The organism is Moellerella wisconsensis ATCC 35017 (assembly GCF_001294465.1).
In the GTDB taxonomy this organism is placed as follows: Bacteria; Pseudomonadota; Gammaproteobacteria; order Enterobacterales; family Enterobacteriaceae; genus Moellerella; species Moellerella wisconsensis.
In genome coordinates this window covers 1-20,571 of sequence record NZ_LGAA01000014.1, presented here as the reverse complement: position 1 = coordinate 20,571, position 20,571 = coordinate 1, and the positions used below count along the sequence as shown (strand labels likewise).

14 protein-coding genes and 3 pseudogenes are annotated in these 20,571 nt (G+C 34.8%); 14 read left to right on the top strand and 3 right to left on the bottom strand.

The annotated features are described in order from the left end of the window. Window positions 1–7: 7 nt before the first annotated feature. Window positions 8–1,128 (bottom strand): annotated as a pseudogene (locus M992_RS06425) (RNA-guided endonuclease InsQ/TnpB family protein). Here M992_RS06425 and M992_RS06420 point away from each other — a divergent pair. After that, window positions 1,032–2,774, top strand: a complete 1,743-nt coding sequence (locus M992_RS06420) for a sodium/sugar symporter (RefSeq protein ID WP_248842499.1) — start codon at window positions 1,032–1,034, stop codon at window positions 2,772–2,774. The pseudogene M992_RS06425 and the gene M992_RS06420 overlap by 97 nt on opposite strands. Before the next feature lie 677 nt (window positions 2,775–3,451). On the opposite strand, the gene M992_RS06415 is transcribed toward M992_RS06420, so the two are convergent. Further along, on the bottom strand, window positions 3,452–3,925 hold the full coding sequence (locus M992_RS06415; RefSeq protein ID WP_053907815.1) for a YaiI/YqxD family protein: 474 nt from the start codon (window positions 3,923–3,925) through the stop codon (window positions 3,452–3,454). 1,457 nt (window positions 3,926–5,382) lie between these two features. On the opposite strand from M992_RS06415, the gene M992_RS06410 reads away from it, so the two are divergent. From M992_RS06410 to M992_RS06370, 10 genes and pseudogenes are all read left to right on the top strand, one after another. Next, window positions 5,383–6,516 (top strand): polysaccharide pyruvyl transferase family protein, encoded by a 1,134-nt coding sequence (locus tag M992_RS06410; protein WP_053907814.1) that lies wholly within the window; start codon window positions 5,383–5,385, stop codon window positions 6,514–6,516. A 124-nt stretch (window positions 6,517–6,640) separates the two neighbouring features. Continuing rightward, window positions 6,641–8,185, top strand: a complete 1,545-nt coding sequence (locus M992_RS06405; protein WP_053907813.1) for a lipopolysaccharide biosynthesis protein — start codon at window positions 6,641–6,643, stop codon at window positions 8,183–8,185. After that, window positions 8,185–9,186: a glycosyltransferase family 2 protein gene (locus M992_RS06400; protein WP_053907812.1), complete on the top strand. Its 1,002-nt coding sequence runs from the start codon at window positions 8,185–8,187 to the stop codon at window positions 9,184–9,186. The genes M992_RS06405 and M992_RS06400 overlap by 1 nt, the downstream gene beginning before the upstream one ends. Window positions 9,187–9,286: 100 nt before the next feature. Then, on the top strand, window positions 9,287–10,465 hold the full coding sequence (locus tag M992_RS06395) for a hypothetical protein (protein ID WP_147638163.1): 1,179 nt from the start codon (window positions 9,287–9,289) through the stop codon (window positions 10,463–10,465). Window positions 10,466–10,493: 28 nt separating this feature from the next. Beyond that, the gene (locus M992_RS06390; RefSeq protein WP_053907810.1) at window positions 10,494–11,234 is read left to right on the top strand and encodes a glycosyltransferase; all 741 of its coding nucleotides are present in this window, start codon (window positions 10,494–10,496) and stop codon (window positions 11,232–11,234) included. Between the two features lie 56 nt (window positions 11,235–11,290). Next, complete coding sequence (locus M992_RS06385; RefSeq protein WP_261796769.1) at window positions 11,291–12,082, top strand: glycosyltransferase; 792 nt, start codon at window positions 11,291–11,293, stop codon at window positions 12,080–12,082. Between the two features lie 379 nt (window positions 12,083–12,461). Next, a pseudogene (locus tag M992_RS15600) lies at window positions 12,462–12,982 on the top strand (UDP-glucose 6-dehydrogenase family protein); the annotation flags it as partial. Between the two features lie 208 nt (window positions 12,983–13,190). Continuing rightward, the gene (locus M992_RS06380; RefSeq protein ID WP_248842497.1) at window positions 13,191–13,937 is read left to right on the top strand and encodes a glycosyltransferase family 2 protein; all 747 of its coding nucleotides are present in this window, start codon (window positions 13,191–13,193) and stop codon (window positions 13,935–13,937) included. A gap of 3 nt (window positions 13,938–13,940) precedes the next feature. After that, window positions 13,941–14,888 carry an NAD-dependent epimerase/dehydratase family protein gene (locus tag M992_RS06375; protein ID WP_053907808.1) on the top strand — a complete coding sequence of 316 codons (948 nt, stop codon included), beginning with the start codon at window positions 13,941–13,943 and terminating at the stop codon, window positions 14,886–14,888. Between the two features lie 658 nt (window positions 14,889–15,546). Next, window positions 15,547–15,828: a hypothetical protein gene (locus M992_RS06370; RefSeq protein WP_053907807.1), complete on the top strand. Its 282-nt coding sequence runs from the start codon at window positions 15,547–15,549 to the stop codon at window positions 15,826–15,828. 258 nt (window positions 15,829–16,086) lie between these two features. Here the strand turns inward: M992_RS06370 and M992_RS06365 are convergent, their stop codons facing one another. Beyond that, window positions 16,087–16,770: a hypothetical protein gene (locus M992_RS06365; RefSeq protein WP_053907913.1), complete on the bottom strand. Its 684-nt coding sequence runs from the start codon at window positions 16,768–16,770 to the stop codon at window positions 16,087–16,089. Between the two features lie 1,410 nt (window positions 16,771–18,180). Between M992_RS06365 and M992_RS15440 the strand changes: the two genes are divergently transcribed. From M992_RS15440 to M992_RS06355, 3 genes and pseudogenes are all read left to right on the top strand, one after another. After that, window positions 18,181–19,272, top strand: coding sequence for a lipase family alpha/beta hydrolase (locus M992_RS15440; protein ID WP_248842496.1), 1,092 nt, complete (start codon window positions 18,181–18,183; stop codon window positions 19,270–19,272). Beyond that, window positions 19,247–19,942: a hypothetical protein gene (locus M992_RS15435; protein WP_248842495.1), complete on the top strand. Its 696-nt coding sequence runs from the start codon at window positions 19,247–19,249 to the stop codon at window positions 19,940–19,942. Before M992_RS15440 ends, M992_RS15435 begins: the two co-directional genes overlap by 26 nt. Next, window positions 19,942–20,571 (top strand): annotated as a pseudogene (locus M992_RS06355) (T6SS immunity protein Tli4 family protein); the annotation flags it as partial. The gene M992_RS15435 and the pseudogene M992_RS06355, both read left to right, overlap by 1 nt.

The following is a 20,571-nucleotide window of genomic DNA, read 5'->3' as shown; positions in this document are numbered from 1 at the left end:
GTCTAACCTAGGCCGCGTGATGCAATTTAGGATTTACAAACTCTCCAAGGGCTAACACCGCTAGACCAGCGGCTTTGATGTTTTTTGCAGCGTTAATATCACGGTCATGCTCAGTATTGCACTCAGGGCATACCCAAGACCGTGTATTTAACGCCAGTTTAGACAGTGTATAACCGCAACAATGGCAACGCTTTGAAGATGGGAAGAACTGCTCTATAGCAACTAAGGAACGTCCAGACCATTCAGCCTTATATTCAAGTTGGCGCACAAATTCACTCCAACTAGCGTCTGCTATCGCTTTAGATAATTTAGGGTTGCGGATCATATTTTTCACTTTCAGAGATTCAACGCAGACAACTTGGTTTTCGTTAATCAGTCTACGGGATAACTTGTGCAAGTTATCCATGCGGCAATCGGCTATTTTTGCGTGGAGTTTTGCAACTTTTAGTTTTGCTTTAGCGCGATTACTTGAGCCTTTTTTCTTTTTGCTCAATCGCCGCTGTAGCAAGGCTAAACGTTTTGCATATTTTGCAGTGTGGCGGGGATTGCCTGTTTTAAATCCAGTGTCAGTGACAAACAAATCTTTTAAACCTACATCTATGCCAACTGTTTTTGCTGAAATAGGCAGTGATTTAGGTTCAAACTCGCAAAGGCACGATGCAAAGTATCTCCCTGCCGAGTCTTTGGAAATAGTGATACTTGACGGCGTGGAGGGCAATTCACGACTCCAACGAATATCTAACGGCTCTTTGCTTTTAGCCATGTATAGCTTACTGTCGCGGTACTTGAAAGCCGTACTCATGAAGGTCGCTGATTGCCTATGGTGCTTACTTTTGAAGGTTGGGTATTTGGTGCGACCAGCAAAGAAGTTAGCAAAAGCTGATTGTTGGTGACGCAGAGCTTGTTGCAATGGAACCGAACTAACGTCATTAAGCCATGAAAAATCAGTATTTTCTTTCATTGCGGTGAGTTTTGAACTGGCTTGCGTATAGCTGATTTTTTCTTGACGGTCGTAGTACGCCAGCGCAGGATTGAGTTATAGACGAAACGCACACAGCCGAACGTCTGAGCTAAAAGCTCAGCCTGTTCAGATGTTGGGTAAAACCGATATTTATATGCGCGCTTCATTCTTACATTCTCACAGTATATTGTGTAAAACACTGGCATTATTTACAGATAAAGTCAACTGCACGCCTTATATCCCCGACCTAAAAGGACGGGGTTTTACGGCGCTCACTGATAAAAAAGGAGTCAAAAAAGGCACCAAAGATTACTTCCTGGCGGGAAAAACCTTGCCATGGTGGGCGATCGGCTCATCATTAATTGCCGCGAATATTTCTGCCGAGCAATTTATCGGCATGTCCGGCTCCGGATTTTCTATCGGCTTGGCGATTGCCTCCTATGAATGGATGGCCGCCATCACCTTGATTATCGTCGCCAAATATTTTATGCCGGTATTTATCGACCAAGGCATTTATACCATTCCAGAATTCGTTGAAAAAAGATTCAACCGCCATTTAAAAACCATTCTGGCTATCTTCTGGCTCGCCCTATTTATCTTTGTTAACTTAACGTCGGTACTGTATTTAGGCGCCCTCGCCCTAGAAACTATTCTCGGCATCCCGATGATGTACGCGATTATTGGACTGGCGGCGTTTGCGGTTATCTATTCCCTGTATGGCGGCCTCGCTGCCGTGGCATGGACCGATGTTGTCCAAGTATTTTTCCTGATCCTCGGGGGCTTATTTACCACCGTTTTAGCGGTCAGCTATATCGGCGGGGATGGCGGATTTTTAATCGGCTTTGGCCGCATGGTCGATGCCGCGCCTCATCATTTTGAAATGATCTTAAGCAGCGACAATCCCCAGTTCACCAATCTACCAGGGATTGCAGTATTAATCGGTGGATTATGGGTCGCCAACTTATATTACTGGGGCTTCAACCAGTACATTATTCAGCGTGCGCTGGCCGCCAAATCAATTAATGAAGCGCAAAAAGGCTTAGTCTTTGCGGCATTCCTAAAATTAATTGTACCGCTGCTGGTGGTGGTGCCGGGGATTGCGGCGTATGTGATCACTTCCGACCCACAATTAATGGCCGGATTAGGCGAGATTGCCGGCGAACACATGCCGACCTTAGCCCAAGCCGATAAAGCCTACCCATGGTTAACCCAGTTCTTACCGGTGGGCGCCAAAGGGATTGTATTTGCCGCGTTAGCCGCCGCGATTGTATCTTCGTTAGCCTCAATGCTTAACTCGGTCGCCACTATCTTTACCATGGATATCTATAAAGTTTACATCGCGCCGGCATCCAGCGACCACCGTTTAGTCAATGTGGGACGCATCAGTGCGGTCGTGGCATTAATCATTGCCTGCTTTATTGCGCCATTATTAGGCAACATTGGTCAAGCATTCCAATATATTCAAGAATATACCGGCTTAGTCAGCCCGGGAATTTTAGCCGTCTTCTTGCTGGGCTTGTTCTGGAAAAAAACCAATGCCAAAGGTGCGATTATTGGGGTGTTATTGTCCCTGCCATTTGCACTGTTCTTAAAATTAATGCCATTAAACATGCCGTTCCTCGACCAGATGATGTACACCTTTATATTTACCTGCGTAGTGATTGGCTTAATCAGTTTAACCTCGGAACCGGGCGATGATTGCCAAGGCGCGATCATTCTTGAAGCCGAAACCTTTAAAACCAGCAAAGCGTTTAATCTGATTTCTTACGCTATCTTAATTATTCTGTGCGTACTGTATGCCTTGTTCTGGTAGCCATAACCGGCAATGACTATCTCACCACGGGGCAGCCGCGCCGTGGTTAATCACACAGACCGAGTTAATTAAACAAACAGAATTAGACAGATAAAGTGAGATAAAGTAGAATTGATCAAACAGGTAGAGGTCCCAAGTGCCGAATAACACCGCGCTCAGGGCGTCCGCCGGTTAATCGTCAGGGCTAAAATCGCGCGTATTTATGTCGCCCAGCGTCTGTAATTTAGCGTTAGAACGCTTATTCTCCACAACCTATATGCTACAACTTGGCTTGCTAGCGCTTATTCTCCAGCCCATACATTCTCCACGAATTAGCTTCTCCCTGACTTTTGTGGTTTCGTTTACCACTAAGCTTATTCTTCTGCTTCTGCTTCTGCTTCTGCTTCTTATATAGAAGAACATATAGAAGAACGTGTAGAAGAGCGTGTAGATAAGCTTTTATAACTGATATGACTGATATAACTTGGCCTATAGATTAGCGTAGATAACTTAACGTTATGTCATTCAGTTTTATCGCCGAGCTGCTACCGCTGGCGGCTTATACCGCTGGCTTTAACCGTTTAGCCGCCCGCGCTTTAGCTTTCGCTCACCATCCTGCTGTTTGGTAGCGTATCGCTCTGCATTATATTGTATTGCATCAAACATCAAACATCATGCTGCAATTCCTGCCACCCCGATCATTCGCGTGACGCTTTCTGACGCAATAACCGCTGTTGCAGCAACCATTTATCCAACTCATTAGCAAACTGCTGGCGATCACGCTGGTTCAGGGTCGCAGGCCCCCCAGTGTGCACACCACTGGCGCGCATAGTATCCATAAAATCACGGATATTCAGCCGTTCACGGATTGTCGCCTCAGTATAACGCTCCCCCCGAGGATTGAGCGCAATCGCCCCTTTCTCGATCACTTCCGCCGCCAGCGGAATATCCGCAGTAATCACTAAATCGCCGGCAGCCGCTCGACTGACGATTTCATTATCGGCCACATCAAACCCCGCCGCCACTTGCAAGGTGCGTAAATACGCCGAGGCCGGAATATTCAACCGTTGATTAGCCACCAAGGTGACAACGATTTTCTCGCGCTCCGCCGCGCGGTACAGAATGTCTTTAATCACTTTCGGACACGCATCCGCATCCACCCAGATAGCCATAATTGCTCCATTCAATGTTTAATCTTAAACGCTGTGCCAAATATTCCCACGACAACCCAAATAATCAAACTGTTATCAACCACTATTCTCTCATTTGGCGAATAACTCACCACTGCTGGCTCGAGCCTCGACGCCGGCAGATATAAAAAACCATAACCGCTTATCCATAAACAGCCTGAAATAAACAATTATCAATCAATAGCCATAAATAATGAATACCAAATAATCCGTCATGGATAATGGATAATAAATAATCAGTAATCGGTAATCGGTAATCGGTAATCGGTAATCGGTAATCGGTAATCGGTAATCGGTAATCGGTAATCGGTAATAATTATAATTAATTCAACTTTTCACTCGAATAAAAAATAATAATCATAATTTCGTACAAATAGACCTATTTTATTCTATCTATAAACACTGGAATTTTAACTCAATAACCGATCCCCTCAATTAAAGATATTTTTATTCCCGCAATAATCGCGATACGATAATAAGTAAAGGTTCTCTATATAAGAGCTAAAGAAGAGCGACAGAAGCGCTGTCAATATATTCAACCAGCAACCTCTTGGATATTAGAGACAATACCATAACCTTTATAAACACATACCTTTTATGCGTGTATCGCTTTATAGACCAAAACTCTATTTAACTGCAATATTATAAAATAATATTTAGCTGTTTCCCTTCAAGACAAATAAATAATATTTACCTTCGATATTGCCAAATAATAGCTTTATCCGATGATCTATACCCCACACTCCTGGCTTTAGCTAAACCAAGCGAGCGGAATTAACTGACATCACCTAAGCCGTAATCTGCTCCGCGTGATAGCGATAAAATCTACATTTAGTCAATTAGCTATCACATCCCCCCGAAAAAATACACCCAAAAGGCGTAAGCCAATCTCTCTCTGCGTATCAGTTTAATCCTAATTAATATTAATTTTCATTATCAATCATTTAAGACTAAATTTTGAACCAAGCAACTAATTACCCATTGAATTTAAAAGAAATATTAAAACCAAAAACAATATTTTCAAACACAATAAATTCAATTTCCGGCTTATTAATGTGGAATTTTTTTTCAAAAAGCTGTATCCTTGCCGCGCTGTTTTATATGCCGATAATCGGCAGAAAAATAAAATTTTATGTTTCTCCCAGCGCTCAGGTAGCTGTAAAGCCTGTGGCGGTAGCGTACCTAAATTGATTTTAAGCCTTAGGTTCATGTTCAAAACTTATATAAATTTTTTAAAAAAATGCTAGATTATAAAAGATTAATAAGATGAAATCTTTCTGCTTAAAATAATCTTATAATATTGAATATTCATTATTATCGCTTTTTATATGGAAATCACATCCACTATAAGATCAAAAGACATCCATAATATATTTACCATTTTTATTTAGAATAATAACCTACTAAGATAAATTCTTAGCATTAACATGAAGAAAAAAATGAAAAATAAAGCATTAAAGAAAGTTGGTGTTGTTACAATGCATAAAGTAATTAACTATGGATCATTCTTACAAGCATATGCTACCCAATTTATCATTGAAAAATTAGGATATGAATGCGAGATTATTGATTATGAATTCCCAAATAAATGGCATTTTGAAAAAGGAGTCATTGGAACAAGTGGAGTAAAAAAAAATATATCTGATATAGTTCATAAATTAGGAATTAAACCAGGACATAGAAAAAAAATAAAGTTAAACCATGCTGTTAATAAGTATTTAAATTTATCTAAAACATATAGTACCCCATCTGAAATTAAAAATAACCCGCCTACTTATGATATCTATATTACAGGAAGCGATCAAACCTGGAATCCTAAACATACAAAAGGAGATGATGTATTTTTACTGGCTTTCGCACCGGAGAATGCTAAAAAAATATCATTCTCTGCCAGTATCGCCGGTAATGAATTAAAAGAAAAATATAAACCTTCATTTAAAAAGCTCTTAAAAAAATATAATAATATATCAATAAGAGACTCAGGCGGTAATAAAATTATAAAAGAACTTATTGGTAAAGAAGCTGATGTTACATTAGATCCAACCTTAATGATGAGTAAAGATGAATGGTCTTTATTTTCAAAGAATAGAAAATCCAGATATTCTAATAATGGCTATATTATATTCTATCTAATTACTCATTCTTTTGATGTAACTCCTTATATTTATGAAATATTAAAAAAACTTCAAGAAAAAACAAAATTAAAAATTTATTCTTTCAGTAAAATACCTAGTTCATTTGGTATTAACTACGAAAGCTGTGCTGATATAAGTGCAGAAGATTTTATCGAATTATTTGAAAAATCATCATATGTAGTAACATCCTCTTTCCACGGAACGGCTTTCGCAGTAAACTTTGGTATACCGCTATATTCTGTAGTTGATAGCTTATATACAGCTGATGACCGACAAATATCTCTATTACAAAAGCTAGATATTGAACAATGTATTGTTCCCTTAAATAAGCCTTTCGAAGAAATACAACCAATATATAATATGGAAAAGGAACAACACAATCTTGATAAATTGAGAGCCAGCTCATTAAGTTATTTATACAACTCGTTATCTAGCTAAAGTTGTCCTTTAATATAAAAACGTGGCCTTAAATTAATTTTTAATTATTGATTGATTACCATCCAATATAAAAGGCTATAATTTAAATTTAATATTTTCGTTTTATAAAAATCTAAGCATACCAATGGAAAATACTAAGCGTGAAGATATAAAAATTTTATTTAACTCAATAATTTCTTATATGCGAATATTCTGTACAACCGTTTTCTCCCTTCTGACAGTAAGATATTTAATAGAAGCATTAGGAATAGAAAAATATGGTATATACGCTTTAGTAACAGGAATTGTTACAATTCTTACTTTTTTAAACTCAGCGATGACGGTATCTACGCAACGATATTTATCTTTTCATCAAGGCACTGGAGATATTGAAAATTTAAGTAGAATATTTAAAAATAGTTTATTATTACACCTTATTATTGGTGTTTTTATGATGATTATATTGTTTAGCTCGATGGGCCATCTAATAGATGATTTTTTAAATATAGACAAAAAACTAATAACTAGTACTTACTACTTATATAGTGGAGTTGTATTATCAATATTTTTTACTATTTTAACTGTTCCCTTTAATGCCTTACTTATTTCACATGAAAACTTTAGAGTTGATGCTCTCATTCTAGTTTTTAAATCATTTTCACTTTTAATATTTTCATTTGCTCTGGATATAATAGCAGAAGAGTATCGATTAATTGCATTTTCTATAGTTATTGCAAGTATAAATTTTTTTATATTTTTATGTTACTTGATATACTGCAAAAATAAATATAGTGAATGTAATTTGAGAGCAACATTCGAAAAAAAATTATTAATAGAAATGACTCATTTCGCACTATGGAGTCTATATACTAACTTATGTTATGTACTAAATACCCAAGGAATAAATGTAGTTATTAATAAATTTTTTGGTGCAAAAATGAATGCAGCCTATGGAATAGCCTTTCAAATAAATGGCCAAGTAAAAAATTTATCACAAACTTTACTATCGGCCATGAACCCTCAAATAATGAAAAGTGAGGGTAAATCTAATAGAGAAAGAGCTATTAATGTTTCAGTAGCTGCGAGCAAAATTGGTTTTTTCCTAGTATCTCTAGTTACTATACCATGTCTGTATATACTTCCTAAACTAATAGAATTATGGTTAGGTGTCATCCCTCAATATGTAGTGTTATTTACTATTTTTTTCTTATTTTGCAATTTAATAAATCAACTAACTGTAGGTATCACTCCGGCAATACAGGCTGTAGGAAACATAAAGAAATTTCAAATGGTAATTGGTACTACAGCTTTAACTGTTCTTCCATTATCATATATTTTACTTATTTATAATTTTTCAATATTATATGTATTATACCTTCTTGTATTCATTGAAATAATCACTGGGATAATGAAAATTTGGTTCTTCAGTGAAATACTTTCAGTAAAAAAATTATGGTATATAAAAAATGTTATCATTAAAATGTTTTTTCCATTTATAATAACTAATATTTTACTATATATAACAATCAACTTATTTATACCAAATAAAAATACATTTTTAATAATTATCTTGAGCTTTATTATATATATTCCAATGTGTTACTTACTTAGTTTAAACAAACAAGAAAAAAAAGAAATCAGCTCAATTTTGTTAATTATAACTAAAAAATTTAATAAGCGAAAAACATAATGAATAATACTAAATTAGTCTCAATTATAATACCAATGTATAACGTTGAGCTATTTATACATAAATGTGTAAACTCAGTTATAGAACAAACATACAAAAATATCGAAATAATTTTAATTGATGATGGTTCACCCGATAAATCGGGTGATATTGCCGAAGAACTTGCTATAACAGAAAAACGAATTAAAGTTATCCGCACTAAGAATAATGGTGTTAGTAGTGCTCGAAACCTAGGAATTAAATTATCTAAAGGAGATTATTTAGTTTTTGTTGATAGTGATGATTATTTATCTCCAGATTATGTTGATTATATGATAAGCATGGCTATCCAAAGTGATGCTGAATTTGTAATGTCGAAAAACTGTCGTTTATTTCCCAGTAAAAGCATAGAACATGATGAAGTAATAGATAACATAGAAATTTGGAGTGCTGAAAAAGCAGCTTCGGAATTACTTTATCCAGGTAAAATTGAAATAGGATGTTGGAATAAATTATTCTTAAAAACATTCATAATTGATAATAATATAAAATTTCCAGAAACACTCTATATGGGAGAAGGACTTAATTTCATTATTAATGCAGCTCAAAAAGCCAATAAAATATGTGTAGGAAGTAGAAAAGTTTATAACTATAGAAAAGATAATCAACAAAGCGCCACTACTGTTGTCAATATACCTAAATATATTAATGCATTACGTGCTCTAGATAATATAAATAAAAATAAAATCATAAAATCAAAACACTTTGATTTATCAATAATTTATCATAAGTATATGACAACATATATAGCATTACACACCATATATATTACAAGTAATAATAAAACATATAATAAAGAAGTTAAAGAATACACATCCTATCTTAGGAAACATTATGTTAAATTTATAACTGGAGAGTTTCCGCTTACTCTTAAAATGAAAATTTTACTATTTTCAATAAGTCCTAAACTAGCATTTAGATTAATAATATTAGTCAAAAAATTATATATGCATATAAAATAAAGGTTAATTATCATTTATATTAAAGAATCAACTAATTAATATGATGTTTTTTGCGAATATTTTAATGCTTAATTTATTAGTTATCTATTTCAGAGCTTTCATGAAAAAAATTTCTTTTTTTATATTACTTCTTCTTATACCATTAATAAACTCCGGTTTATACATGTTAGGCATAGTTATTATCTGGTTTTTATTCTGCTTACTTTTATCATATAAAGAAATTATTCATACCAAACTATATATAGGAGATTATTTCTTTCTTTTTATTCTTATTCTTTATGGTATTATTACAATTATTTTAAAACCATATACTCTTTACTCCCTAAAAATAAATACATATCTTGTATCTATGATATATATATCAATAGTATATATATTTATATCACTATTGAGAGAGTTTGATTATGACTATATAGTAAAAATATTTCGATATTATTTAATAATATTAGCGGCCACAATTTTATTACAGTGGTTAACTTATTTTTTAACTGACGATTACATTGATTTTAATAAAATCTTTTCATTTGGCGAGTCCGAATCAAGATATACTAGTCTAACTTTTAAAACCCTTGGACTCATAAGACCAACTGCTTTTTTTACTGAGCCATCAAATGCTAGTGCTATAATGACGATGATAACTTTTTGCTATCTGTATTTAATAAAAAAAATTGACCGTTATGTAATATTAGGATTTATTGTTTCTATCTTAACATTATCAACAGCAGGTGTTTTAATTGGTTCAGCTTCATTAGGTATATCACTTTTATTTTATAGCAATAAATCTAAACTTAGAACAATATTATTTAAGACATTAATTATTAGTCTATGTTTGATTTTTATTTTTTATACAATTTTATTTAGTTTAGAACGCATCAATAACACATCTGAGTATAATATGGTTGCTACAAGAACTGTTGTAGCAAATATCATACAAAATCAGAGCTGGTATAATCATCTAATTGGTAATGGTATAAATATACTATCTTCTCCTATAGTTATCGATGGTTATGATGTCTACGATTATAGTTTTAGAGATAGTGGTTTCTTTATAAATCTTTATTATTCATTTGGTCTCATAGGATTTGTGTTATTTATACTTTGGGCAAGATTAAAAATTAAGAATAATATACATTTATTAATTTTTTTTATTATATTACAAAGTAAATTTGATTACTTACAACCTGTCTTTTGGCTATTAATATTCACTATTTCAATACTAAATGAAAAAAAATTAAATCATCATGGTAGTATATATTCAAATACTAAATTATCTTATTAGTAACTGAAAATTTAATTAAAGGATTTTTATGTCATTTTTAAATATATTCAAGTTAGGACTTAAAAAAACAAAAAAAAGATTAAAGTTTGACTCCCAAGTTGGAAAATTTCAAAATAACTTAATTTTAAATAGAAAAAATTTACCTACATTATCTGCTGTATTTAGAATTAAAAATGCTGAAACGTATTTAGAAATTTCTGTTACATCTATAGCTCCAATATGTACAGAAATTATTATTGTAGACAATAATTCATCTGATAAGTCTTTAGAAATATGCTATAGATTACAAGAGCAGCTTAGAGATATATGTGATATAAAAATCTACTCTTACAATAATAGACTGGCTATTGCTGGTGAAAATTATCATAATAATTTATCTGAATCTAATTCACTAGCAGCATACTATACATTTGCATTTTCTAAAGCTACATCGGATTATGTAATGAAAGCTGATGCTCATTTATTATACACACCATTAGCGCTTAAAAAAATTCAAAATAAACTTAGTGACAAAAGACGAGTCATTATATTTAAAGGTATTGAAATATATGGCATGAAACTATCTTTTGAGAAATATATATTCAAAAATGATTCAACTTTTTATTTTGTTGATGGAATGTTATATGAAGAGCTAAAATTTAACTATAAACTTTCAAAATGGGAACAGTTTACATCAACAATTATTACACCTTGTTTTATACACTTCAAAAGAATTCGCTACATCAATAATCTTGGTAGTAGCAATTTAGTTGAAAATATATATAAATAAGTAATCTTTATAAATAAATTATAACTTCAACTAGAGGGTTAACATTGTTAAATATAGTGATTTTCAATTGGAATTACGCCAATTTTTTGAAAAAATTATTAAATGAAATTAAAACTATAGTCAATAAGCCAGAATTTAGAATCCTTATTTGTGATGATGGCTCAACTGACTGCAGTCTAGATTTAATGAAAAATTTCATTTCTGAATTCAATGCAATAAATGTATTTATTTTTGAAAGCACAGAGCCTAATTTAGGTCGAAAAAAACCATATCAAGGCCAGCTTGAAAGTTTGAATAAAATAATGAATAGTAAATATTTCTCTACGTCAGATCATTATTGGTTTATGGATGCTGATGATTATTGTAATTTTTCTACTTTAGGTCCTGAATTCTTTAAAAAAATAAAATCAAAAAAAATTTGTTTTACAAAAGTAAAGAATATAACTAATGAAGGTTTAGAGAGTAATCTAAGTATAAAAAGAACTGTTTTAGAAAGTAAAAATTTATTTCCCTCCATATCAGTAACATCGTCAATTATTACTTCAGGCGAATTTCTTTTTAACAATAAGAGCTATATCTTTGATGAGAGATTTGATGATGTTTGGTTAGATTCAAGATTGAATATGTTAGCATGTTTATTGAAGCCTGAGGATATTGAGTATCTTAATGAATATATCTTTAGGCTAATCCATGGTTCTAACGACTCAAGTAAAATGTCATTACTCAGAATATTAAGAAAGCAAATTCACGCACACGACTATTTTAAATATATTCATAAAAATAAATTTATGTTTAATTCAAGAATGTGTATTCTATCAATTTTATCAAAGTGTTACCACAAATGGTAAATGAAATTATTATATAACACAAAGATAGTTTATAGATATAGTTTCACTTATAATCACGTCTGTATATGTTTTAGAAAAATCATTATTAAAATAAAAAATAAATCAATCTATCTTTATATTAAAAACATAGTATTTTATTATAAAGAAAAAGTCTATATATAATAAAGAAACTACTCTTTATAAAATAAAAATATGCAGTGATTACTATAATTACAGTGCATAAAAAATATTTTTATATTAGATATTAAAAACATATCCATATTTTCATTATTTTTTCTTTAATAATTACATCTCATCTTTTAATAACTAATTTTTTATTTAATAAGTATTTAAAAAAATTATAATTGTAGGTACTGGCTACGTTGGTTTATCTAACGCCATGTTACTGTCATAACATCATGAAGTTGTGGCAGTGGATATTATCGCTGAAAAAGTCGCGATACTGAATAACAAACAATCATCGATCATTGACGCTGAAATTGAGCAGTTATTAACTGAAAAAAAACCTCAATTTCCGCACCATAGAAGATAAAATCGAAGCTTATACTAGTACCGACTATGTGATTGTTGCTACCCCGGCCGATTATACTCCTAAAAACCAACTACTTTAATACCCAGTCGGTTGAATCGGTGATCCATGATGTGTAAAAAAGTCCCCCTAACGCCACTATTATTGTAAAATCAACCATTCCGGTCGACTTTATCGAACGTCTGCGTGAAGAGTTTGACTATACCAATGCAATGTGATTTTCTCGCCGGAGTTTTTACGCGAAGGCCCTGCATTGTATGACAATCTTTACTCTTCTCACATTGTGGTCGGTGAGCACTCTAAACACACATAAGCCTTTACTTTTGTGGTTAGACAGCATTATTAAAAAAGATGTGCCGATTCTAGATACAATGCACCATAAAATAAATTAAAAAAGTATCGACATCATCATATATAAACCAGTGCTTAAAGATAATGAATCATTCCACTCAAAAGTGTATCGTGACCTTAATACATTTAAAGCTGACAGTAACATTCTTCTGGCAAATCGTATACTGCCAACAGACTGAAAACAAGACCGATAACCCATACGCCTGTAATTAATTAGGTAACCCATACATGCCTCAAATAACTACTCAAGAATTAGTTTCTATAATTATGCCTGCATATAATGCAGAAAAAACTATTATTGATAGTATTAACTCTGTTCTTCAGCAGGATTTTAAATCATTTAATTTATATGTTATTAATGATGCATCCCAAGATAAAACTAAAGAGATAATACTCTCTTTTAATGACTCTAGAATTATATATCTTGAAAATGATAAAAACTCAGGAGTTGCAGAAAGTAGAAATAAGGGTTTAAAAAATGCAAATGGTAAGTATATTGCATTTCTGGATAGTGATGATCTCTGGCTACCTAATAAACTATCTTCACAACTAAAATTACTCAATGAAGGTTGGGATGTGGTTTGTTCAAATTATACCACTTTTGATTCCTCTGGTATAAAATCATTAAGAACAGCCTCTGAAGTAATAAAATATTCTGATATGCTAAAATCAAACTTTGTAGGTAATTTAACGGGTGTTTATAATAGAGAAAATTTAGGTGTATTTTTTCAGAAAAATATTGGTCATGAGGATTATGTAATGTGGCTACAAATAATACAAAAATCACGTCATGCTTTTTGTATCCAAGAACCACTTGCTAAATATAGACTCTCAGACGATTCATTATCTGGTAATAAATTAAAAGCAATTACATGGCAATGGTCTATATACAGAAATGAGCTTAAGTTACCTTTATTAAAATCATCTTATTATTTTTCACACTATATCTTAAACGCATTTAAAAAAAGAAGATAAACTATGCTAACAATTATCGGTGGATCCGGTTTTATCGGAACGCGTCTATCTTATCAATTAAAATCTCAAAACATTGACTTTAAAATAGTCGATATTAGAAAAAGTGAAGCCCATCCTGAACATTGGGAATTTGGTGACGTTACAAAACCTGAAACGCTTATTGAGCCGTTAACAGGCAGTGATGTTATTATTAACTTATCGGCTGAGCATAAAGATAATGTTCATCCTATTAGCCTGTATTATGATGTTAATGTCGGTGGCGCTAAAAATGTCTGTGATGTTGCGGAACAACTTGGCATAAAGCATATTGTATTTACATCTTCTGTGGCTGTTTATGGTTTTGTTGAAAAAGAAACCGGCGAAGATGGCGAATATCATCCATTTAATGATTATGGAAAATCAAAATTGGAAGCCGAGCATGTCTATGATGCTTGGCAAGCAAAATCTACTGATAATGTATTAGTAACCATTCGACCAACGGTAGTGTTCGGTGAAAGAAACCGCGGCAATGTATATAATCTGTTCCGCCAAATTGCCTCTGGTCGTTTCTTAATGATCGGCAGCGGAAATAATAAAAAATCCATGGCCTATGTAGAAAATGTGGCAGCGTTTATTAATTTTGCTACCACCTTTACGCAAGGTAAACATGTATTTAATTATATTGATAAACCTGACTTTACTATGAATGAACTGACTACGGTGATTTGTCATGCGTTAGATAAACCAAAATCTAATATCCGTGTCCCGTATATTATCGGGATTATGGGCGGTTATTGTTTTGATATTTTATCTAAAGTCACCGGAAAAGAATTTCCTGTTAGTAGTATTCGCGTTAAAAAGTTTTGTGCTAGAACCCAGTTCAAATCAAACTATATTGCAAGCACCTCTTTTACACCTCCGGTCACGTTGGAGAAAGGCATCGCCAATACTGTTCAGCATGAATTTAAATAATATTTTTTATTTTCGCTGCACTGATTAAAGAGTCGTCAATATAAAAACGCTATTTCTGTTGCCAGTACGGATGCTAACGCATTCACTGGCAATACGTTTTATTTTCTCTATTAATATCCCCCTAATTAAAATTCCCCGATGTTCTCATTCCCCGAATATCACTCATGCCTTAATAGGTTCTATGATATCTCTCCCCCCTACCACACGCCGAAAACAAAAATATTTATCCTAATTATCCTCCGGTGGATTGAACCACTGAGATACCACGGATATAGTGCAGTTGCAGCGGCACATCCGTTGCTGAGTTTAGCAGCTTAAAAACAAAACAGAGCGCACAACCGCACAAGCGGTGATTATGTGCAGGTACAGTGGCACCTGAAATAAAGCAATGGTGGGCTGGATAGGGGCATCGAAAAGATGCGCCGGGTTCTCTGTTGACCGGTCTGCTAACCTTACTCAGCTCACCACCTCTAAGATTAGCAGCTCTAGACGGTGAGATTAAACCATCAATTAGAGGTTGTCATCATGGATCTGAAGACGTACCGCCCTTGCCTTACTTACCCTTGCCTATTTTTCTGCCTATTCGTATTACTCACCGCGATATTCACCACTGTACACTCTCGCCTACACGCCACCGCGCGGCTCTCGGGGGTGATGTATGTTTGACGACACCCCGATAACGTTGGAAGAAGTGATCGATCACTGTCGTGCCCTAATTTACGCCATTGTTACGCTAGAGCCGCCAGAAGCTAAAGAGATCTTAAGCTTTGTTTTACAGCAACAATTTGATTTGCTGTATTATTTGCATGAGCAAAATACCTTGCTGGCAGAGCTTGATGCCAGCGCACCCAATTTGATTGATGATGAGGCGCTGCATGCCTCTATTGAGGCGGCTAAAATCGCCTCCAAAAATGCGCTGAAAAATATCTCTACCGATTAAAATTATGCGGCGGCGGGTGCGCCATAGTATCAATTTCGTTATTAATCTCGGCATGAACCATAAACATAGATATAAATATAGATAGCAATGTCGAGATCCACATCAGAATTAACAAATTACAAAAGGCCGCTAATGTATTATCCTGCGGCCTTTCATAGTCCAAAAAATATCCCCGCCAATATTTAATTATCTCAAAAGTATCTGTGGATCAAATACCCTTGCCGTTAAATACCGCAATTAAAAAACACCTAATAACGATTAGTTATTTGAGAAATTGCTGATCACTTTATAAGTTAACGAAGTATCCGTGCTGTTGAGCACCTCTAATTGCGCCCCTTTATACGAAATAATAGTACTTTCTTTCAAGTTATATTGAATGTTATTGCCAAAGTTTTGGTTCTTAATATTAGAGCCGATTTGTTGATAGCTAATATCAACTTTATCTTCATTTACACCATTAAAAATCAGTGCTTGTTCAAATGAGTTGCTGTCCGGATCGTTTAAAGTCACTTTTTCAATCTGCGCATCGTCACCGCACACCGCGACTTTTAGATCACTCACTACACAAATCTCATTGGTTTTGCCCTCTTTTTTGACTAATAACGAGGTCCATGGCCGCCCGAGCACTTCAACCACTACCGATCCAGAATCCATGGTGGTGGTCGGCATGTAAAAATCGCCTTGATCATTAGAACCAACTTTTTTAAACAACCCCGGAATAATTTTATACGCCATATCTATCTTGATCAGATTGGCGATTTTAATGCCTTCAATATCACTGATATTGCCGTCTTTAATTAAGGTATCGCCCACCGTGACGGTATTCACGCTGCCTACTTTGGGTTCACTAATTTTATGTGATTGGGGGGTATAATTATATTCAGTCGCCGCACAGCCTGACAACGTCGCAACACACATCATCGGAATTAAAAACGTTCGCATTTTAATCATTATTCCTAGTTATAAATAATTTAGACACTAAAGTTTACGTTTATACATAATTTATCACAAGTCGCGATTGGCAGGGGGGATACCCCTTGCCCTTGAAAAATCCAGATAATCTCTATTGAATAAGTCATTGCCCTGAACGTTACCGCGATTGCGCCAAGATAAGCCCTTAATTAGCCCAATAGGCTTCAAAAATAGCTTAATACCGAGCGGAGTGATTAAAATCGACGGCTGAGCGCTAATAATGGCACCATATTGGCCGTGGATCGGACTAAAATGAGCACGTTCGTGAGAGGGGTTTTTAACTCGATGATTTTATAGGCTTTTATTTTATTTTGATTCGCCTCGTTTCGCCTCAATCCGCCTCAATCCGCCTCGTTTCACCTCGTTTCACCTCGTTTCACCTCGTTTCGCCTCAATCCGCCTCGTTTCGCCTCGTTTCACCTCGATTCGCCTCGTTTTATTTGGCTTTATCGTGATTTTTTGTCAATAATGCGTGGATCAGCGAAAAAATCGCGGAGGTTACCCCCCAAATGATCGCCAAACCATCAATAAATCATCCAACAACACCACTAATCAAGCTCAATGATGCGCAATCGCTCGCGATCTGTGCCCGATCACGACTGAATGTGTCCTAATCTCAGCCAAAACAGTCTGGCGCCAAACATTTCACGAAGCATGAGAAGCATAAATAGTTCGGCGCGAAGCATAAATAGTCTAACTACTGGCAAGAGGCGCTGAACGCGTTATATTTATCCCGCGATTATCAGATGTGCCTGATAAAAAAGTGACTAAAACCCGCCGGTTAAATATAAGACATCATTAATTCCGCTTAAGAACGCGCGCTTGATGCCAGATAATAAGGTATTTGATAAAGAATTTCCGATATTAATATTTTTAATTTTATATCTTATAATTTTATATCTTAGATTGCAGTGAGTGGCAGTATTAGGGTTTATTTTGCTGAGCTTTAGCGTTCTGACAGGCCGTTGAATGAAAAAGATATTATTTCACAATATTCTGGCTAAGAGTATTTTATTTATATCCATATAAAGAACAGTTAAAAATAAAATGGCTCATATTTTAACAACTCAAGTTTATTCTATTGCATGCATCGTAGCTTCTATTGCATCTATTACTTCTATTACATTAATGATTATTGGGTTAATGAATACGGATATGCTTGCAAATAAAAAAAGGATTTTAAAAATTGGCCCAGATTCTATTGACTGGGTGTAATCATCAATAAAACACACCACCCGCTCCCTGTCTATTTTCTGGCGGTTCCCCAGAGCATTTACTGTTTTTGATATAATTGGTCTTATGGTAAATTTTTTATTATTTGAGTGTTATCTCATAAAATTTAGGTTATATTTCAATCCATAACCAAAATTTAAAGGATATATGATGGATCAGGATGAACAAATAGAAAATATCCAACACCGTTTTTGTGAGTTTGACGAGAAGAAACGCGTTGCGTGGGAGTGTACAACGGAACATAAATCACGGAACGCCAAAGCCCATCTTTATCCCCCTGCAACCAAAGTGGTTCCTGTTATTTTTTTACCCGGCATTATGGGGTCTAACTTAAAACATAAAGATTCGGGAGAATCTGTCTGGCGTATTCGTAGTAATCTGGCATTAAAATTATGGGATGCGCTAGGTTGGGGCTTGACCGGAGGAAAACGTCGCCGTGAACTATTAAACCCTAACGCGGTTGTGACGGATTTTGACCAAAAGGTGAGTAATAGTGATAACGAGTCGACTTATTTTGCTAATTCTCGTCAAAAACGGGGTTGGGGTAGCGCATTGGAATTCTCTTATGCTGAGCCTTTAGAACAATTACAAAAAGAGTTGTTAATATGGGAAGATTATTATAACCAAGCAAGAAAGGATGGTATTGGCTCTGCGGCTGCCGCAACGGAATATTTTGAAGGTAATGGTAAGGGTTCTAAATCTATTTTCCAGCATATTTTAGGCAAAAAACTTTCAGATGATGATAAAAACCCCCTTTCTATTAAAGAAACAACTCATTACCGCAGTCTGTTGCTTCCACTTCATGTCTTTGGCTATAACTGGCTACAAGATAATGCTCAGTCTGCGCAAGAACTCGCAAATTACATCGATAACGTGTTGATGATGTATAACACTAATGAAAATGGAGGGGTTGGCCATGGACTGGCGTTTGAAGAAGGACATGAAAAAGTCATTCTAGTGACCCATTCAATGGGCGGATTGATTTCACGCTATGCTTCTGAATTATTAGATACCCCCTACAAAGATAAAATTCTCGGGATCGTGCATGGTGTGATGCCCGATTTAGGCTCGCCGACCGCCTATAAAATGATGAAAATTGGAGAACATTCATTCCCGATGTCACTTGTTTTAGGCGCTAGTGCCACACGCTTGATGTCAGTCTTGGCTCAATCACCCGCCCCCATGCAGCTTTTGCCTTCTCCCAAATATAATCATGGGAAACCGTGGCTTACGGATTGAAAAAGGCAGTCCGGATGGCGTAACAGATTTGTTATTGCCTCAAAACGGTGATCCGTTCGAAGAAATCTATCTTAAAGATGATGTGTGGTGGCGAATGTATGAGTCAGACATTCTTGATAAAAACGATGCTACTAGCAAAAAAAATTTCATTAACTATAAAAATATAATTGAACGGAAAGTCGCTCCTTTTATTCAAAAAATGGACAATAAGTATCATACGAATACTTACCAGTTTTACGGAGCATATTTTGATGATGATGATCCAAAAGACTCCCGCCGCTCAGATGAAACTGTAACGTGGAAATTAAGGGATAAAACCTCGTGGTTATGGGTCTCTGATGATAGCAGAGCCACTGAAATGTATGGCGAGAAGCGTGAGTATACGTTACTCAAATCCAGTAATAAATGGAAAAGTACGCCAACAATGGATTATGAGGGCGGGCGCGGTGACGGTACAGTTCCTAAATATTCCATAAATTTAGATAGAAAAGAACTGTTTAAAGAAATTTTAGAAATGAACGTTGACCATCAGAACGCTTATCAGTTTGTCCCATTAAAAGGGGATGCCGAGTTTGAAACGTACAAAAAAACAAAAAATGTGTCTCCTGCTATTAAATTCACCTTGCGTTCCTTATGTCGCATATTGCAATCGGATGAAGTGAAACCCTGATGAAAAATAAATTTATCGGTTTTTTAGGCCTGGTTTTATTCGCAGCTTTAGCAGCGTGCTCTGTACCGAATAAAACCTATTCAACTTCGCTTAATGACAAGGATTCTGCCGTGATTAACACCCTATTTGATGATGCACCCACCTATTGTTTAGGTCGTTATACCTTTAATTATCCCAAAGCGTTAACCCAAGAACTTTCATCGGTCATCACTATCGATGATATGACCATTGAAAGTCAATTTCTTTATCCCCCTGCATTTAAACAACGCATTGAGCTGCGTGAAGAAGAGTTAAAAAATAAAAGAGTTATCGATTCATCTGATGCCCCTTTTTTAAAGGAAGTAATTAAGTTAGATAATGGAGTTATATTCGATAGTAACGAAAACTCTACAACACCAGATTTTGGTCGGATTTTAGAAGGTCATGTTTATATTGATAATGTTGCCTTCATTATCAAAACTGAAATAAGGGATGTATCTAATCCTAAATATAAAAACATGCAGATAAGGGATCAAAAATACAGTATCCCTATTACTGACAAACCTCAAAAATTAGCCGCCATGCAGTCGTTAATTTCTCGCTTACACGGTCGCCCAAAAAATGAAATTCCAACTGAAAAAGGGATCTGC

What these genes read in the sequence shown, in the direction of transcription:
- M992_RS06370 (WP_053907807.1), top strand. Translation starts at nt 15,547, where the DNA reads ATGTTTGACGACACCCCGATAACGTTGGAAGAAGTGATCGATCACTGT.
- M992_RS15435 (WP_248842495.1), top strand. Translation starts at nt 19,247, where the DNA reads ATGGGAAACCGTGGCTTACGGATTGAAAAAGGCAGTCCGGATGGCGTA.
- M992_RS15440 (WP_248842496.1), top strand. Translation starts at nt 18,181, where the DNA reads ATGATGGATCAGGATGAACAAATAGAAAATATCCAACACCGTTTTTGT.
- M992_RS06395 (WP_147638163.1), top strand. Translation starts at nt 9,287, where the DNA reads ATGAAAAAAATTTCTTTTTTTATATTACTTCTTCTTATACCATTAATA.
- M992_RS06415 (WP_053907815.1), bottom strand. Translation starts at nt 3,925, where the DNA reads ATGGCTATCTGGGTGGATGCGGATGCGTGTCCGAAAGTGATTAAAGAC.
- M992_RS06410 (WP_053907814.1), top strand. Translation starts at nt 5,383, where the DNA reads ATGAAAAATAAAGCATTAAAGAAAGTTGGTGTTGTTACAATGCATAAA.
- M992_RS06400 (WP_053907812.1), top strand. Translation starts at nt 8,185, where the DNA reads ATGAATAATACTAAATTAGTCTCAATTATAATACCAATGTATAACGTT.
- M992_RS06375 (WP_053907808.1), top strand. Translation starts at nt 13,941, where the DNA reads ATGCTAACAATTATCGGTGGATCCGGTTTTATCGGAACGCGTCTATCT.
- M992_RS06405 (WP_053907813.1), top strand. Translation starts at nt 6,641, where the DNA reads ATGGAAAATACTAAGCGTGAAGATATAAAAATTTTATTTAACTCAATA.
- M992_RS06380 (WP_248842497.1), top strand. Translation starts at nt 13,191, where the DNA reads ATGCCTCAAATAACTACTCAAGAATTAGTTTCTATAATTATGCCTGCA.
- M992_RS06390 (WP_053907810.1), top strand. Translation starts at nt 10,494, where the DNA reads ATGTCATTTTTAAATATATTCAAGTTAGGACTTAAAAAAACAAAAAAA.
- M992_RS06365 (WP_053907913.1), bottom strand. Translation starts at nt 16,770, where the DNA reads ATGCGAACGTTTTTAATTCCGATGATGTGTGTTGCGACGTTGTCAGGC.